The following is a 15,909-nucleotide window of genomic DNA, read 5'->3' as shown; positions in this document are numbered from 1 at the left end:
GAAGGTCAGGAACTGAAGACTGTCATGAACTGAAGACGTAGATGTTCCACACCAGGCTGATCACCAGCGATACCGCGCCGACCGCGATACCGGCGACCGCCAGCCCGTGACCGGCCTGACGGGTCTGCTTGATCTGGTTGAGCGCCAGGATGCCGAGCACGATCCCGATGATCGAGCCGATACCGCAACACACCCCGACGATCGACGCGACCAGCGATGCGATCGCCATCGTGTTGGTGCCCGGGGGAGCCTGCGGCGCTCCGTAGCCGTAGTCGGCGTTCGGGTAACCGCCCATCGGCGGCGGCGGGTACCCGCCAGGCGCGGTCCCGTAGGGCGGGGGCGGCGGGTAGGACGGACCCCCGTAGCCGGCGCCCGGGTAGGGCGACGGGCCGGTGTTCTGATCCGGGTACGGCGGTGCGTAGCCGGACGGGGGCGGGGGATAGTCCGTCGGCGACGAGTACTGCGGCGGCGCCGGGTTGTATGCCGGCGGCGGCGTGTAATCGGGGGGAGTGGAGGACTGCTCGATCGGGGGGGCTTCGTAGCCCGCGGACGACTGCTCGGACCCGCCGGCAGGGGAGTCGGAACGGTCGTTTCGGCCTGCGTCGTCGTCCGAACTTGTCATGCTGATCAACCTAGCGTACGTACAGGTGAGTCGAGAGGAACGCGCAGCGGGGCACCTTTGGCCCGTCCCGGGCGTTGACAGAGCAACGAGGTTCTTGCGGATCGAAGGAGTGCACGACCATGACCAGCCCGTTCCAGCCAGGCCAGACACCGGGTGCTGCCGCGTCGGGCCGTGGCCGTCCGGTGGGTCTGCCCACCCCGCCGAAGGGGTGGCCCATCGGGTCCTACCCGACGTACGCCGAAGCCCAGCGCGCGGTGGATTACCTGTCCGACCAGCAGTTTCCGGTCGAACAGGTCACCATCGTGGGCGTCGATCTGATGCAGGTCGAACGGGTCACCGGCCGACTGACCTGGCCCAAGGTGCTCGGCGGCGGCGTGCTCACCGGCGCCTGGTTGGGCCTGTTCATCGGCCTGATCCTGGGATTCTTCAGCCCCAGCCCCTGGGGGTCGCTGATCACCGGTCTGATCGCCGGTGTGTTCTTCGGCCTGATCACCTCCGCTGTGCCGTACGCAATGGCCCGCGGCACAAGGGATTTCAGCTCCACGCTGCAACTGGTGGCCGGGCGCTACGACGTGCTGTGTGACCCGCAGAGCGCGGAGCGGGGCCGGGATCTGTTGGCCCGTTTGAAGATCTGACGTGGCCGATGTCCTGGCGACGGTGCGGGCGAGCTTGCTCGACCACTTCGCGACGGAGCCCGACGAGGCCAGCGTGACCTTCCTGGGTGCCGACCGGATGGTCATCCTGCGCTTCGGCAGCCCCGATGACGGTGCAGCGCACTATGTTTCGCTCGGATGTTCGGCGCACCCGATGGGGGATCCCGCCGACCTGATGGCCGATCCGGTGCGGGGTCCCCGGGCCGAGGTGATCGTGTCCCTGCGCGGCCCGTCGCCGGTCGGGCTGGCCCGGTCGGTGGCGGTGGTCGCGGCTGCGCCGGCCGTCGAGGGCCTGGTGCTCGAACCCGACGCGCTGATCGACCTGGAGACGCCGCTGTGGCAGGGCGCGCCGTTCACCGCGTTCCTGTTGGGCCGCAGCGACATCGACGACGTCGCGCTGCCGGGGCCGTTGTCGCCGGTGAGCGTGCTGTCGGCGGTGCCGATCACCGCGACCGAGGCCGCCTGGGTCCGGCTCAAGGGCGCGCCGGCGATGCGGGAGGCCTGGGAACAGGACGGCGTCGACGTGACCGACCCACGCCGACGGGCGGCCAGCCCGGCCTGACGGGCCGCTACAGCCAGTGGTTGTGCCGGAACGTGCGGTGCAGCAGCAGGCACACGGTGACCATCACCAGCAGCACGGCCGGATACCCCCACGTCCAGTGCAGTTCGGGCATGTTGTCGAAGTTCATGCCGTAGATGCCCGCCATCGCGGTCGGCACCGCCGCGATCGCCACCCAGGCCGAGATCTTGCGCATGTCGACGTTCTGCTGCATGGCGACCTTGCCGAGCGCGGCCTGCACCAGGGAGCTGAGCAGTTCGTCGAAGCTGGCGATGCGGTCGGCCGCCTTGATCGTGTGGTCGAGCACGTCGCGCATGTAGCGGCGGATCTCGACATCGACCAGGTCGTCGTGGTGGGTGCCGATCCGTTCCAGGTCGGTGGCCAGCGGGCTCACCGCACGGCGCAGCTCGACGACCTCACGCTTGAGCAGATAGATGGTCTCGATCTCGGTCAGCGGCCGCGGCGAGAAGATGTCCTCCTCCATCGCGTCGATGTCGGTCTCGATCAGATCGGTGACGTCGAGGTAGGTGTCGACCACGCTGTCGGCGATCGCGTGCATCACCGAGTAGGGCCCCAACCTGAGCGAGGCGGGCGTGGCCTCCAGCCGCTTGCGTACCCCGGCCAGTCCGCCGTGTTCGCCGTGGCGCACGGTCACCACGAAGTCGGGGCCGACGAAGATCATGATCTCCCCGGTCTCGACGATCTCGCGCACGTTGGCGATCGACTCGTGGTCGACGTACTTCACCGTCTTGAGCACGAGGAACAGCATGGTGTCGTAGCGCTCGAGTTTGGGTCGCTGGTGGGCGTGCACGGCGTCCTCGACGGCGAGCTCGTGGAGACCGAACACATCGGCCACGGCCTGCATCTGGTGCTCGTCGGGTTCGTGCAGGCCGATCCAGACGAACGCCGGCCGGCCCTCGGCCTCGATCTGGTGCACCTTGTCCAGCGCCGCGGCGTGGGTGTACTTGCCGGGCAGCCGGTTGCCGTCGCAGTAGACGCCGCAGTCGACCATCGCGCGCGCGACCGGCACGTGGATGCGGCGGGCGTCCGGATCGTCGGGGCGGGGCCGGCCGCCCTGACGCATGAGCGACGGCGGCAACGCGCGAAACGACGGCATGCGCAGACCTCCCTCCGGGCACGCCGTGCCCTCCAGCTAGTCGGATCGTACGCGGGGAGCCTGATCGAAACCTCTCAGCGACGGCCAACCCGGTCCTGAGAGAACGGGTGGTCGGTTACCCTGACGCCCGTGGCGGACAGTGTGGTTTCCCCTTCGCGTGAGCCTTCGGCGGCGCGGACCCCCCAGGTGGTCGTCGAGGACCACGAGATCTTCGAAGCGCACGAGGGCGGCAAGCTCTCGGTCGGGATGAGCTCGCCGCTGGACACCCAGCGGGCGCTGTCGATCGCCTACACCCCCGGGGTGGCGAAGGTCAGCCGGGCGATCGCCACCGACAAGACGCTGGCGGCCCGCTACACGTGGGCGCACCGGCTGGTCGCGGTGGTCAGCGACGGCAGCGCGGTGCTCGGACTCGGCGACATCGGCGCCGCTGCGTCGCTTCCGGTGATGGAAGGCAAGAGCGCGCTGTTCAAGGCCTTCGGCGGGCTGGACTCAATCCCGATCGTGCTCGACACCAACGATCCCGACGAGATCGTCGAGACGCTGATCCGGCTGCGTCCGACCTTCGGGGCGGTGAACCTCGAAGACATCTCGGCGCCACGCTGTTTCGAGATCGAGCAGCGGGTGATCGAGGCGCTCGACTGCCCGGTGATGCACGACGACCAGCACGGCACGGCGATCGTCGTGCTCGCGGCGCTGCACGGCGCGGCCACGGTGCTGCAGCGGGACATGCACACGCTCAAGATCGTGATCTCCGGCGCCGGTGCCGCCGGGATCGCCTGCGCGAACATCCTTCTGGCCAAGGGCATCAACGACATCACGGTGCTCGACAGCAAGGGCATCCTGTCGTCGGCCCGCACTGACCTCAACCCGTACAAGGCCGAGCTGGCCACCCGGTCGAACCCGCGCGGCCTGCACGGCGGGCTGGCCGAGGCGCTCGACGGCGCCGACGTGTTCATGGGGGTGTCGGCGGGGCTGGTGCCCGAGGAGCTGATCGCCACGATGGCCCCGGGCGGCATCGTGTTCGCGATGTCCAACCCCGATCCCGAGATCCACCCGGACGTGGCGCGCAAGTACGCCGCGGTGGTCGCGACCGGACGCAGCGACTTCCCGAACCAGATCAACAACGTGCTGGCGTTCCCGGGCGTGTTCCGCGGGGCGCTCGACGCCGGCGCCCGGCGCATCACCGAGAAGATGAAGGTCGCGGCGGCCGAGGCGATCTTCTCGGTCGTCGGCGACGAGCTGGCCGTCGACCACATCGTGCCCAGCGCACTGGATCCGCGCGTGGGCCCGGCGGTGGCGGCGGCGGTGGCCGCCGCGTCCGAGGACTGAGTCGGCTGCGCAGGACATGGCGGCTGGCGGCCGCACTGGCCGTGGCGGTGCTCGTCGGCGCCTGCGGCGCACGGCCGGGACCGCCCCCGGTCCCGGTGGCGGCGAGCGCTGAGCCCGAGTCGCAACTCGTCGCGCACCTCTACGCGGCGGCGCTGGGGTTCTACGGCAGCCCCGCCTATGTCCGCGCCTCGGAGGATCCGCTGGCGGAGCTCGACTCGGCCGAGGCCACCGTCGTGCCGGGATTCACCGGGCGACTGCTCGAGCGGTTCGACCCGGACGCGCCTGCCCGCTCCGACGTCCAGGTGTACCGCTCGCTGCTCTCCGCGCTGCCCGAAGGCGTCGCCGCCGGCGATTACACGGTCTCGGCCGAGGACAAACCCGCCGTGGCGGTCACCGACGCCGCGGCCGGGGAGTGGGGCCGGGACGTGTCGGCGTTCGCGCGCCGCTGCCCGGACATCTCGGTCGGCGCGGTGACCGGCGCGCCGCGGCCATCGTCGCTCGGCACGTGCACACTGCCCCGCGCCCGTGAGTTCGCCGATCCGACAACGCTTTTCGCGTCACTGCGGGCCGGGGAGGTGGACGCGGCGTGGACGTCGACGGCCGCCGCCGATGTGCCGTCGGACGTGGTGGTGCTCTCGGACAAGACGTCGCTGATCCGCGCCGAGAACCTGGTCCCGCTGTACCGGCGCAACGTGCTCAGCGAGTCACAGGTGCTCGCGCTCAACGAGATCGCGGGCGTGCTCGACACCGGGTCGCTGGCCGACATGCGGCGCAAGATCGCCGAGGGCGCCGACCCGGGCCTGGTCGCCGGGCAGTGGCTCGACGCCCATCCGCTCGGCACCAGCAACTAGCCCGGCAGCGATCAGCCGAAGAAGGAGAACGGCACCCCGTCGGTCAGCGCGGTGACCGCCCGCGGGCAGAAGATCTGGATCGCCAGTCCGGTGAACATCGTCGCCGGCCCGAGGGGGCGGCCCAGTTCGTCGGCCACCTTCGCGGCGACGTTCGCGGCGTTCTGTCCCGGTTCGGCCAGCATCGGGCACACCTGTTCGCCGACGCGGGTGGCGGTGCCGGCATCGATGTCACCGAGGCGGTAGTGGTCGAGCGCCGAGAGGAAGACATCGGTGGTGGAGTCGGCCCGGGCGGGGGCCGCCGCCGCGACGGTCACGGTGGCCGCCGCCGCGATCGTCACGGTGGCCGCCACCAAGGTCGCCACGGCCGGGAACTTCAACGTCATGCCTTTATTGTCGTCGATGGGACGCGCGGCATTACGCGTCCCGGCCCGCCCCCTGCGGATACCGGTACCCGCGGTACCGCTATGGTGGGCCGAACTGGACACACGTCGAACAACAGGAGCGGATATGCAGGGCTTCGCCGGAAAGGTGGCCGTCGTGACCGGCGCCGGCTCGGGCATCGGTCAGGCGCTGGCGATCGAACTGGGCCGCTCGGGCGCCCACGTCGCGATCAGCGACGTCGACACCGAGGGGCTGGCCGCCACCGAGGAGCGGCTCAAGGCGATCGGGGCGCAGGTCAAGGCCGACCGCCTCAACGTCGTCGAGCGTGAGGAGTTCCACCTCTACGCCGACGGCGTGGCCGAGCACTTCGGCAAGGTCAACCAGATCTACAACAACGCCGGCATCGCGTTCACCGGCGACGTCGAGATCTCCCAGTTCAAGGACATGGAACGGGTGATGGACGTCGACTACTGGGGTGTCGTCAACGGGACGAAGGCGTTCCTGCCGCACCTGATCGCCTCTGGCGACGGTCACGTCGTCAACGTCTCCAGCGTGTTCGGGCTGTTCGCCGTGCCGGGGCAGGCCGCCTACAACTCCGCGAAGTTCGCGGTGCGCGGGTTCACCGAGGCGCTGCGCCAGGAGATGGCGCTGGCCGGACATCCGGTCAAGGTCAGCTGCGTGCATCCCGGCGGCATCAAGACCGCCATCGCCCGCAACGCCACCGCCGCCGAAGGGCTCGACGCCGACGAGCTGGCCAAGACGTTCGACAAGAAACTCGCCAGCACCACGCCGGAGAAGGCCGCCCGGATCATCCTCGACGGCGTCCGCAAGAACAAGGCCCGGATCCTGGTCGGCAACGACGCGCGGATGTTCGAGTACGTCATCCGCTTCGTCGGCGCCGGCTACCAGGGCCTGTTCCCGCGGGTCGTCGCCCGGTTGACCCCCAAGCAGTAGGGGTCAGGCGAACGCCTCGTCGATGATCTCCTGCTGCTCGACGGCGTGCACCTTCGACGATCCTGACGACGGCGCCGACATCGCCCGCCGGGAGATCCGCTTGATCCCGGCGAGGTGGTCGGGCAGCAGCTCGGGCAGCGTCAGCCCCATCGTCGGCCACGCACCCTGGTTGGCCGGCTCCTCCTGCACCCAGAACTTCTCCGTGGCGTTCGGGTAGCGGTCCAGCGTCTCGGCGAGCCGCCGCTTCGGCAGCGGCGCCAGCTGCTCGACGCGCAGAATCGCCACGTCCTCGCGCTTGTCCTTGCTCTTGCGCGCCGCCAGCTCGTAGTACAGCTTGCCGCTGGTCAGCAGGATGCGGGTGACCTTGGACCGGTCGCCGTCACCCTCGTCGTAGGTGGGCTCCTCGAGCACCGAGCGGAACTTCTGCTCGGTGAACTCCTTGAGGTCGCTGACCGCGGCCTTGTTGCGCAGCATCGACTTCGGCGTGAACACGATCAGCGGCCGGTGGATCCCGTCGAGGCCGTGACGGCGCAGCAGGTGGAAGTAGTTCGCGGGGGTCGAGGGCATCGCGATCGTCATCGACCCCTCGGCCCACAGCAGCAGGAACCGCTCGATGCGGCCCGACGTGTGGTCGGGGCCCTGCCCCTCGTGACCGTGCGGCAGCAGCAGCACGACGTCGGAGAGCTGACCCCACTTGGCCTCACCGGAGCTGATGAACTCGTCGATGATCGACTGCGCCCCGTTGACGAAGTCGCCGAACTGCGCCTCCCACAGCACCAGCGCGTCGGGGTTGCCCACCGAGTAGCCGTACTCGAAGCCGACCGCGGCGTACTCCGAGAGCGCCGAGTCGTACACCATGAACCGGCCGCCGGTCGGGTTGCCGTCGGAGTCGACGGTCAGCAGATCCAGCGGCGTGAACTCTTTGCCGGTCTTGCGGTCGATGATCACCGAGTGCCGTTGGGTGAACGTGCCGCGACGGGTGTCCTGCCCGGTCAGCCGGATGGTGCGGCCCTCGGACAGGAACGACCCGAGCGCCAGCAGTTCCGCGAAGGCCCAGTCGACCTTGCCCTCGTAGGCCATCTCGCGGCGCTTCTCGAGCACCGGCTTGACGCGTGGGTGGACGTTGAAGTCCTCGCCGGCCGCCAGGTGGGCGTCGCCGATGCGCTGCAGCAGCGACTTCTCCACCGCCGTGTTGGTGCCGGCGGGGACCATCTGGTCAGCCTCGACCGAGTGGCTGGGTTCGATGGCGTGCTTCTCGAGGTCCCGGACCTCGTTGAAGACCCGCTCCAGCTGCCCCTGGTAATCGCGCAGGGCGTCTTCGGCTTCCTTCATCGAGATGTCGCCGCGGCCGATCAACGCTTCGGTGTAGCTCTTGCGGACGCCGCGCTTGGTGTCGATGACGTCGTACATGTTGGGCTGCGTCATAGACGGGTCGTCGCCCTCGTTGTGCCCGCGCCGGCGGTAGCACAGCATGTCGATGACGACGTCCTTCTTGAACTTCTGCCGGAAGTCCATCGCGAGCTTGGCCACCCACACCGCGGCTTCGGGGTCGTCGCCGTTGACGTGGAAGATCGGGGCGCCGATCATCTTCGCGACGTCCGTGCAGTACTCCGAGGAGCGCGAGTCGAACGGCGAGGTGGTGAAGCCGATCTGGTTGTTGACGATGATGTGGATCGTGCCGCCGGTGCGGTAGCCGCGCAGCAGCGCCAGGTTGAGCGTCTCCGCCACCACGCCCTGCCCGGCGAACGCCGCGTCGCCGTGCAGCATCATCGGCACGACGGTGAAGTCGTTGGACCCGTTGGTCTCCTCGCCGGTGTCGAGCATGTCCTGCTTGGCGCGCACGATGCCCTCGAGCACCGGGTCGACGGCCTCGAGGTGGCTGGGATTGGCGACCAGGGACACCGCGATGTCGTTGTCGCCGAACATCTGGATGTAGGTGCCGGTCGCGCCGAGGTGGTACTTGACGTCGCCGGAGCCGTGCGCCTGCGACGGGTTCAGGTTGCCCTCGAACTCGGTGAAGATCTGGCTGTAGGGCTTGCCGACGATGTTGGCCAGCACGTTGAGTCGGCCGCGGTGCGGCATGCCGATGACGACCTCGTGCAGCCCGTGTTCGGCGGCCTGGTCGATCGCCGCGTCCATCATCGGGATGACGGTCTCGGCGCCCTCCAGCGAGAACCGTTTCTGCCCAACGTATTTGGTCTGCAGGAAGGTCTCGAACGCCTCGGCGGCGTTCAGCTTGCTCAGGATGTACTTCTGCTCGGCGACCGTCGGCTTCTCGTGCTTGATCTCGATGCGGTCCTGCAGCCACTGCTGCTGCTCGGGCTCGAGGATGTGGGTGTACTCGACGCCGACGTGGCGGCAGTACGCGTCGCGCAGCAGGCCCAGGATGTCACGCAGCTTCTTGTGCGTCTGGCCGGCGAAACCGTTGACCTTGAACTCGCGGTCGAGATCCCACAGCGTCAGCCCGTGGGTGTTGACGTCCAGGTCGGGGTGGCTGCGGAAGCGGGTGTTGTCCAGCCGCAGCGGGTCGATGTCGGCCATCAGATGGCCGCGGTTGCGGTAGGCCGCGATCAGCTCGATGACGCGGGCGTTCTTGTCCTCGATCGAGTCCGGGTTGTCGATGCGCCAGCGCACCGGCTCGTAGGGGATGCCGAGCTCGCGGAAGATCTCGTCGTAGAACTCGTCGTCGAGCAGCAACTGGTGGATGGTGCGCAGGAAGTCGCCCGACTCCGCGCCCTGGATGATGCGGTGGTCGTAGGTCGACGTCAGCGTCATCAGCTTGCCGATGCCGACCTCGTTGATGCGCTCCTCGCTGGCGCCCTGGAACTCCGCCGGGTACTCCATCGCGCCGGCGCCGATGATCGCGCCCTGGCCCTGCATCAGTCGCGGCACCGAGTGCACGGTGCCGATGGTGCCCGGGTTGGTCAGCGAAATCGTCACGCCCGCAAAGTCTTCGGCGGTCAGCTTGCCGTCGCGGGCCCGGCGCACGATGTCCTCGTAGGCCGCGATGAACTGGCCGAACCGCATGGCCTCGCAGTTCTTGATCGACGCCACGACGAGCTGGCGGCCGTTCTTACCCACCAGGTCGATCGCCAGACCCAGGTTCGTGTGGGCCGGCGTGACCGCGGTGGGCTTGCCGTCGACCTCGGCGAAGTGCCGGTTCATGTTCGGGAACTTCTTGACCGCCTGCACGATCGCGTAACCCAGCAGGTGGGTGAACGAGATCTTGCCGCCGCGCGTGCGCTTGAGGTGGTTGTTGATGACGATGCGGTTGTCGATCATCGCCTTGGCCGGGATGGCCCGCACGCTGGTGGCAGTCGGCACCTCCAGCGACGCGGACATGTTCTTGACGACGGCCGCCGCGGCGCCGCGCAGCACCTGGGTCTCTTCGCCGTCGCTCGCCGGCGCGGCCTTCTTCTCGGGGGCCTTCTCCGGGGCCTTGGCGGCCGGGGCCGGTTCCTTCTTCTCCGGAGCCTTCTCCGACGTCTTCTCGGACGCCTTGGGCTTCTCGGCGGATTTCTCCACGGGCTTCTCGGGCGCCTTGTCCTTCGGCGCCGCCTCAGCGGTTTTCGGTGTGCCGTTGCTGCTCGCGGCCTTCGGCGGCGGTGCCGGCGCGGGTTCGGGCGGACTCACCGGGGTCGACCGGCGTGGGGCGGAGGCGCCGTTGCCGCCGGAGGTGGCGTCGGTGGTGGGTTCGGGGGAGTAGTCGACGAGGAACTCGTGCCAACTCGGGTCCACCGACGAGGGATCCTCGCGGAACTTGCGGTACATCTCTTCGACCAACCACTCGTTCTGACCGAATGGTGAAGGTGAATTCACGGCTGCTGTTCGCCTCAATTCTTCGTTCCCGGCCAGTGCTCCGCTGCAGCCGGCCACCCCTTGTTGAACCCGGTGTGCGGTTACCCGCGTTTCCGCCGTATAAAGGCTAGCGCTTCGGCGACCGGCGGGACCACGCAACGTCCTTATGGTCATTGCGGACACGGCGAGCGGCGCACGGGGTGCCGCTCAACGGTCTGCGGAGCGCGCTCAGGCGCGCGGTGCGGGCAGCAGATGCAGCGGCGCAGGCCACCGCGGCGGCGGGGCGCCGAACGCATTGCGGGCGTTCGCGACGATCTTCTTGCCCATCATCCGGTTGCCGACGCCGCCGACGACCGCCCCGATGCCGACCGGCAGCATCTTGCCGAACATCATCACGCCGCGCTTGAGCGTGTAGCGCTTGACGAAGTATCTGAGCAACCGGTTGTTGAGCTGGGACACCGCGGGCAGCGGCAGCGACGCCGCGCCCTCGGACAGCCAGCCGCCGCTGGTGCGGCCGCGGCCGAGCAGGTCGGCCACCGCACCCTTGCTGTCCTCGCCGACGAGCACCGCCAGCACGAGCGCGCGGCGCCGTTCCCGGTGGTCGGCGGGAATGCCGTACACCTCGGCGACGGCCAGCACGTAGACGGCCGTCGCCTCCAGGAACACGACGGTCTCGCCGGCCACCGCGGACATCGCCACCAGCGTGCCGATGCCGGGGAAGGCGGCCGCCGAGCCGACGGCCGCTCCGCTGGCCATCACCGCCGCCATGTAGTGCTTCTCGAGCTTGCCGACGATCTCGGCCGGGCCGGCTTCGGGGTTGGCGGCCCGCAACCGTGCGACATACGACCGGACGGCGGGCCCCTGCACCCGCGCTCCACGCTCGATGATCTGGCTCAGCGCCTTGGCCGCGGCGCCGGGGTCCTCGTCGTTGACTGCGAGCTCCTGGCTCTTGGCCCGTGACCATGCACTCATCGGCGACCTCTCGTCGTGCGAACCTCCAGGCTAGTCCCTGGAAACATGCAGACAACGAACGGCGGTCCGCGCGGGGTGCCGCACCGTGACGGCGGTCACTGTTCGCCGCGAGGGGAAGGATTTATCGGGAAGCCGCGCTAACCAATTGCATGGCAGTATCCCCAGACGTGGACGTGACGCCGCTGGACACCGCACCCGCGGCCCAGCCCGGCCGAATCCGGATGATCGTGGTGCTGGGCCTGCTCGTGGCACTGGGCCCGCTGACCATCGACATGTACCTGCCCGCGCTGCCCAAGATCGCCGACGACCTGTCGGTGTCGTCGTCGGTGGCGCAGTTGACGTTGACCGGCACGCTGGCCGGCCTGGCGCTCGGGCAGCTGATCATCGGTCCGCTGTCGGACTCGCTGGGCCGCCGCAAACCGCTGATCGGCGGCATCGTGCTGCACATGCTGGCGTCGCTGCTGTGCCTGTTCGCCCCGAACATCGCGGTGCTGGGCATCGCCCGCGGGCTGCAGGGCGTCGGCGCCGCGGCGGGCATGGTGGTGGCGATCGCGGTGGTCGGCGATCTGTACAAGGACAACGTCGCGGCGACGGTGATGTCGCGGCTGATGCTGGTGCTCGGCGTCGCACCCGTGCTGGCTCCGTCGCTGGGCGCCGCGGTGCTGCTGCACGCCTCGTGGCACTGGGTGTTCGCCGCCCTCGTCGTCGCCGCGGGTGCACTCCTGGTGATGGCGGTGCTGGCGCTGCCCGAGACTCTCCCGGTGCGGCATCGGCGGCCGCTGAAGGTGACCGGCATCGCCCGGACCTACGTCGAGCTGCTGCGCGACACCCGGTTCGTGATGCTGGTGCTGGTCGGCGCGCTGGGCATGTCCGGGCTGTTCGCCTACATCGCGGGCGCCTCGTTCGTGCTGCAGGGCCGCTACGGCCTCGGGCAGACGGCGTTCGCGCTGGTGTTCGGCGCGGGCGCGATCGCGCTGATCGGGTCCACCCAGTGCAACGTCGTGCTGCTGCGGCGCTTCTCGCCGCAGCAGATCATGGTGTGGGCGCTGGCCGCCGCCGCGCTGGCCGGTGTGGTGTTCGTCGCGGTGTCCGCGGCGCACGTCGGCGGACTGTTCGGCTTCGTCCTGCCGGTGTGGGCCATCCTCGCCGCGATGGGTCTGGTCATCCCGAACGCCCCCGCGGTCGCGCTGACGCGCCACCCCGACGCCGCGGGCACCGCCGCGGCGCTGCTGGGCGCGTTCCAGTTCGGGATGGGCGCCGCCGTCGCGCCGGTCGTCGGCGTGCTCGGCAACGACGAACTGGCGATGGCGGCCGTGATGGCCACCGGCGTCATCGTCGCGCTGGGCGCACTCCTGCTGACCGGCGAGCACCGTGCCCCCGCCGCCGACCCGGACGCCGTCGCGGCGGGCGCCGACTTGTCGTGAATCTCGCCGGTCCGTAGCGTCGGCCGAAACCGTAGCCATTCGTCGATTGATGCCCAGTTGTCTTCCACCATGCTCGAATCCGTGACGCCGCGCGCGCCGGGGGTCAACCCCTGGCACGCCCTGTGGGCGCTTCTCGTCGGCTTCTTCATGATCCTGGTCGACGCGACCATCGTCGCGGTCGCGAACCCGGCGATCATGACCAACCTCGGGGTCGGCTACGACGCGGTGATCTGGGTGACCAGCGCCTACCTGCTGGCGTATGCGGTGCCGCTGCTGATCGCCGGGCGCCTCGGCGACCGGTACGGGCCCAAGAACGTCTACCTGCTCGGGCTCACGGTGTTCACGCTGGCCTCGCTGTGGTGCGGGCTGGCCGACACGATCGGCGTGCTGGTCGCGGCCCGCGTGCTGCAGGGGGTGGGCGCGGCGCTGCTCACCCCGCAGACCCTCTCGGTGATCACCAGGACGTTCCCGGCGGAGCGGCGCGGTGTCGCGATGAGTGTGTGGGGGGCGACGGCCGGGGTGGCCACGCTGGTGGGGCCGCTGGCCGGCGGCGTGCTGGTCGACCACCTGGGGTGGCAGTGGATCTTCTTCGTCAACGTGCCGGTCGGCCTGATCGGGCTGGCGCTGGCCGTGCGGCTGGTGCCCTCGCTGCCGACCCAGAGCCATCACTTCGACCTGCCGGGTGTCGTGCTCTCCGGGGTCGGCATGTTCCTGATCGTGTTCGCGCTGCAGGAGGGCCAGTCCCACGACTGGGCGCCCTGGATCTGGGCGACGATGGCGATCGGTGTCGCGGTGATGGCGGCGTTCGTGGTGTGGCAGTCGGTCAACCGCGGGGAGCCGCTCATCCCGCTGGTGATCTTCGGTGATCGCGACTTCTCGATGTCCAACATCGGTGTCGCGACGATCGGGTTCGTCGCGACGTCGATGATCCTGCCGCTGATGTTCTACGCCCAGGCGGTGTGCGGGCTCACCCCGACGCGGGCGGCGCTGCTGACCGCGCCGATGGCGGTCGCGACCGGGGTGCTCGCCCCGGCGGTCGGCAAGATCGTCGACCGCGCGCACCCGCGCCCGGTCATCGGCTTCGGGTTCTCGGTCATGGCGATCGGGCTCACCTGGCTGTCGGTGGAGATGACGCCGACGACCCCGATCTGGCGGTTGGTACTTCCGCTGACCGCCATGGGTGTGGGGATGGCGTTCATCTGGTCGCCGTTGGCCGCCACGGCCACCCGCAACCTGCCGCCGCAGCTCGCCGGCGCCGGATCCGGGGTGTACAACACGACGCGGCAGGTCGGCTCGGTGCTGGGCAGCGCCGGCATGGCCGCGTTCATGGCGTCCCGGCTCTCGGCGGAGATGCCCGGCGCGGCCGACGCGGCTCCGCAGTCCGAGGGCTCCGTCGCGCAGCTGCCCGGCTTCCTGCACGCCCCGTTCGCGGCCGCGATGTCGCAGGCGATGCTGCTGCCCGCCTTCATCGCGTTGTTCGGTGTGGTGGCCGCGCTGTTCCTGATCGGCATGGTCGGCAGCCGTGTCACCCCGGCCGCGCCGCAGGCCGAGCCGGACGCTCGCGTCGACGATGACGGTGACTTCGCCGCCGACGACGACGAGTACGTCGAGTACGTCGTCGACTGGGGCGGCACCGATTCCGGCACTGATTCCAGCGCCGAGGCCGACACCGACGTCCTGAACCGGGCCACTCCCGAGCCGCCGGCCGGCCCGGACGCCGAGACGACGACCCACGAGTGGCGCACCATCCTCGACCAGCTGCTGGCCGAGTCGGCGCCCCGCAACGGGCGCAACGGATCCGGCGCCGACGGCGAGGCGAACTCCTACGGCCGGCACTCGCGCGGCCCGGAATCCGCTTAGCCGCGCTCCATCAGGGCTTCGAGCTGCGCGTTGGTCTTCGTCAGCGCCGAGGTCAGTGCCCCGAACGCCCGGTCACGCACCCGCGGCTTGTCGGTGAAGTCGGGGAACAGGTCACGCAGCACATTGAGCCGGCACGCCTTCAGCCAGTCCATCAGCTCGGGGTCCTTGAGCCAGCGCACCTGGGCTTCGTTGTCGGAGAGCAGGATTCGCAGCCAGTCGACCGGCGCGTCGGGGTGGGGGATCGGCGCGCACAGGTCGTTGCGAGTGGCGTCGTCGGCGTAGCCGGCTTCGACATGGGCGATGAACGCCGAGCTGAACACCTGCTGGCATCCGCGCACGCTCTGCAGCGTGATCCGGTCACCGTCGAACACCGGCACCGACGGGGGTCGCGGCAGCCCCTGGGTCGTGCAGTCCACGTACAGCGACGGCGCCGGCACCTCCAGTTCGCCGCCGCGCAGCACGATGCGGTCGTGCTCGGCGCGTTCGAGGTGGCCCTGCCGCACCACGTCCTGGATGAGACGCAGTTGCTCGAGTTCCCCGGCGGAGACGATGGCGCAGTGGTACATCGTCGGCGTCCTGTCCGGGTCCAGCCGGAAGACGGTGCCGTCGGCCTCGAGTCGCAGGAACAGGTCGTCGATCGACGTCGCCTCGGCGATCGCGGCCATCCGGGAGGCGATCGACTCCCGCAACGTCTTGACGAACCGTTCGCCGGGCTGGATGTTGGCACGGTTGAGCAGCCACGAGTCACGCGGCATGATCCACCGCAGTCTCTCGGGCCCGACTCCGGAGCGCATCAGCCACAGGCAGCAGTCCATGCCGGTCTTGCCGCCGCCGACGATCGTGTAGTGCTCACGGCCCGCCGCCCGGCGCGGCAGGTCGTTGGGGGTGACGACGTCCACGCCGTCGTCGACCGAGAACGGCGCCGAACGCATCGACTGCACGACCGTCAGCAGGTACGTCGCATCGACCACCCGGCGCCGCACCGCCACCGTGTGTTCGGCGCCGTCGAGGGTCCGAAACCTGTTGTCGCCCAGATAGTGTGACGAGGGAAAGTACGACAGTCGGCCGGTGGGCAGCAGCTGGTGGCGCATCACCTGGTCGTAGTAGGCACACACCTCGTGTCCGGTGGCCAGCTCGAAGAAGCCCGCGTTCGGCCCGGCCTCGTCGATCCAGTCCTCGTTGCCCAGCGCCCGCGAGTTCACGCCGTAGTACGCGGACGGCTGATGCAGCCGCACGAACGGATACACCCAGTTCCAGTGGCCCCCGGGCTGGTGATTGTCGTCGACGAGCACGATCGTCGAGCCGGTCTCGGTGAGCATCGTGTCGACGAACGCCATACCCATCGCGCCCGCGCCGATGACGAGATAGTCAGCCTCGATGCTGGTCATC

General features: G+C 69.5%; 13 protein-coding genes. 7 read left to right on the top strand and 6 right to left on the bottom strand.

Features of this window, described 5'->3' with window-relative positions; all coding sequences use genetic code 11:
* Positions 1-22 precede the first annotated feature (22 nt).
* Entirely contained in the window at positions 23-622 is a 600-nt protein-coding gene (locus MCHUDSM44219_RS11630) for a DUF4190 domain-containing protein (protein ID WP_048418391.1), read from the bottom strand.
* A 119-nt stretch (positions 623-741) separates the two neighbouring features.
* Between MCHUDSM44219_RS11630 and MCHUDSM44219_RS11625 the strand changes: the two genes are divergently transcribed.
* Positions 742-1,257 (top strand): YflT domain-containing protein, encoded by a 516-nt coding sequence (locus MCHUDSM44219_RS11625; protein ID WP_048418390.1) that lies wholly within the window; start codon positions 742-744, stop codon positions 1,255-1,257.
* Position 1,258: 1 nt separating this feature from the next.
* Positions 1,259-1,837: a suppressor of fused domain protein gene (locus MCHUDSM44219_RS11620; RefSeq protein ID WP_048418389.1), complete on the top strand. Its 579-nt coding sequence runs from the start codon at positions 1,259-1,261 to the stop codon at positions 1,835-1,837.
* 7 nt (positions 1,838-1,844) lie between these two features.
* Here the strand turns inward: MCHUDSM44219_RS11620 and corA are convergent, their stop codons facing one another.
* On the bottom strand, positions 1,845-2,951 hold the full coding sequence (corA, locus tag MCHUDSM44219_RS11615) for a magnesium/cobalt transporter CorA (RefSeq protein WP_048418388.1): 1,107 nt from the start codon (positions 2,949-2,951) through the stop codon (positions 1,845-1,847).
* A 186-nt stretch (positions 2,952-3,137) separates the two neighbouring features.
* Between corA and MCHUDSM44219_RS11610 the strand changes: the two genes are divergently transcribed.
* Positions 3,138-4,280, top strand: a complete 1,143-nt coding sequence (locus tag MCHUDSM44219_RS11610) for an NAD(P)-dependent malic enzyme (RefSeq protein ID WP_048418387.1) — start codon at positions 3,138-3,140, stop codon at positions 4,278-4,280.
* A gap of 5 nt (positions 4,281-4,285) precedes the next feature.
* Complete coding sequence (locus tag MCHUDSM44219_RS11605; protein ID WP_413783599.1) at positions 4,286-5,131, top strand: glycine betaine ABC transporter substrate-binding protein; 846 nt, start codon at positions 4,286-4,288, stop codon at positions 5,129-5,131.
* Between the two features lie 11 nt (positions 5,132-5,142).
* On the opposite strand, the gene MCHUDSM44219_RS11600 is transcribed toward MCHUDSM44219_RS11605, so the two are convergent.
* The gene (locus tag MCHUDSM44219_RS11600) at positions 5,143-5,514 is read right to left on the bottom strand and encodes a DUF732 domain-containing protein (protein ID WP_048418385.1); all 372 of its coding nucleotides are present in this window, start codon (positions 5,512-5,514) and stop codon (positions 5,143-5,145) included.
* A gap of 124 nt (positions 5,515-5,638) precedes the next feature.
* Between MCHUDSM44219_RS11600 and MCHUDSM44219_RS11595 the strand changes: the two genes are divergently transcribed.
* Positions 5,639-6,466 (top strand): SDR family NAD(P)-dependent oxidoreductase, encoded by an 828-nt coding sequence (locus MCHUDSM44219_RS11595; RefSeq protein WP_048418384.1) that lies wholly within the window; start codon positions 5,639-5,641, stop codon positions 6,464-6,466.
* 3 nt (positions 6,467-6,469) lie between these two features.
* Here the strand turns inward: MCHUDSM44219_RS11595 and MCHUDSM44219_RS11590 are convergent, their stop codons facing one another.
* The gene (locus MCHUDSM44219_RS11590; protein ID WP_236695437.1) at positions 6,470-10,237 is read right to left on the bottom strand and encodes a multifunctional oxoglutarate decarboxylase/oxoglutarate dehydrogenase thiamine pyrophosphate-binding subunit/dihydrolipoyllysine-residue succinyltransferase subunit; all 3,768 of its coding nucleotides are present in this window, start codon (positions 10,235-10,237) and stop codon (positions 6,470-6,472) included.
* 255 nt (positions 10,238-10,492) lie between these two features.
* Positions 10,493-11,236: a hypothetical protein gene (locus MCHUDSM44219_RS11585; protein ID WP_048418382.1), complete on the bottom strand. Its 744-nt coding sequence runs from the start codon at positions 11,234-11,236 to the stop codon at positions 10,493-10,495.
* A 149-nt stretch (positions 11,237-11,385) separates the two neighbouring features.
* On the opposite strand from MCHUDSM44219_RS11585, the gene MCHUDSM44219_RS11580 reads away from it, so the two are divergent.
* Both MCHUDSM44219_RS11580 and MCHUDSM44219_RS11575 read left to right on the top strand, forming a co-directional pair.
* Positions 11,386-12,660: a multidrug effflux MFS transporter gene (locus tag MCHUDSM44219_RS11580; RefSeq protein WP_048418381.1), complete on the top strand. Its 1,275-nt coding sequence runs from the start codon at positions 11,386-11,388 to the stop codon at positions 12,658-12,660.
* 69 nt (positions 12,661-12,729) lie between these two features.
* Positions 12,730-14,520 carry an MFS transporter gene (locus tag MCHUDSM44219_RS11575; RefSeq protein WP_048418380.1) on the top strand — a complete coding sequence of 597 codons (1,791 nt, stop codon included), beginning with the start codon at positions 12,730-12,732 and terminating at the stop codon, positions 14,518-14,520.
* Here the strand turns inward: MCHUDSM44219_RS11575 and MCHUDSM44219_RS11570 are convergent.
* Positions 14,517-15,908 (bottom strand): NAD(P)/FAD-dependent oxidoreductase, encoded by a 1,392-nt coding sequence (locus tag MCHUDSM44219_RS11570; RefSeq protein ID WP_048418379.1) that lies wholly within the window; start codon positions 15,906-15,908, stop codon positions 14,517-14,519. The genes MCHUDSM44219_RS11575 and MCHUDSM44219_RS11570 overlap by 4 nt on opposite strands.
* Between the last annotated feature and the right edge of the window lies 1 nt (position 15,909).

The organism is Mycolicibacterium chubuense, from assembly GCF_001044255.1.
Lineage (GTDB): Bacteria > Actinomycetota > Actinomycetes > Mycobacteriales > Mycobacteriaceae > Mycobacterium > Mycobacterium chubuense.
Note: the sequence above shows the minus strand (reverse complement) of the source record. Positions and strands in the feature narration are given on the sequence as shown.

Coding starts and splice junctions, on each gene's coding strand:
- MCHUDSM44219_RS11575 (WP_048418380.1), top strand. CDS start 12,730: ATGCTCGAATCCGTGACGCCGCGCGCGCCGGGGGTCAACCCCTGGCAC.
- MCHUDSM44219_RS11580 (WP_048418381.1), top strand. CDS start 11,386: ATGGCAGTATCCCCAGACGTGGACGTGACGCCGCTGGACACCGCACCC.
- MCHUDSM44219_RS11570 (WP_048418379.1), bottom strand. CDS start 15,908: ATGACCAGCATCGAGGCTGACTATCTCGTCATCGGCGCGGGCGCGATG.
- MCHUDSM44219_RS11630 (WP_048418391.1), bottom strand. CDS start 622: ATGACAAGTTCGGACGACGACGCAGGCCGAAACGACCGTTCCGACTCC.
- corA (WP_048418388.1), bottom strand. CDS start 2,951: ATGCCGTCGTTTCGCGCGTTGCCGCCGTCGCTCATGCGTCAGGGCGGC.
- MCHUDSM44219_RS11590 (WP_236695437.1), bottom strand. CDS start 10,237: ATGTACCGCAAGTTCCGCGAGGATCCCTCGTCGGTGGACCCGAGTTGG.
- MCHUDSM44219_RS11595 (WP_048418384.1), top strand. CDS start 5,639: ATGCAGGGCTTCGCCGGAAAGGTGGCCGTCGTGACCGGCGCCGGCTCG.
- MCHUDSM44219_RS11625 (WP_048418390.1), top strand. CDS start 742: ATGACCAGCCCGTTCCAGCCAGGCCAGACACCGGGTGCTGCCGCGTCG.
- MCHUDSM44219_RS11600 (WP_048418385.1), bottom strand. CDS start 5,514: ATGACGTTGAAGTTCCCGGCCGTGGCGACCTTGGTGGCGGCCACCGTG.
- MCHUDSM44219_RS11585 (WP_048418382.1), bottom strand. CDS start 11,236: ATGAGTGCATGGTCACGGGCCAAGAGCCAGGAGCTCGCAGTCAACGAC.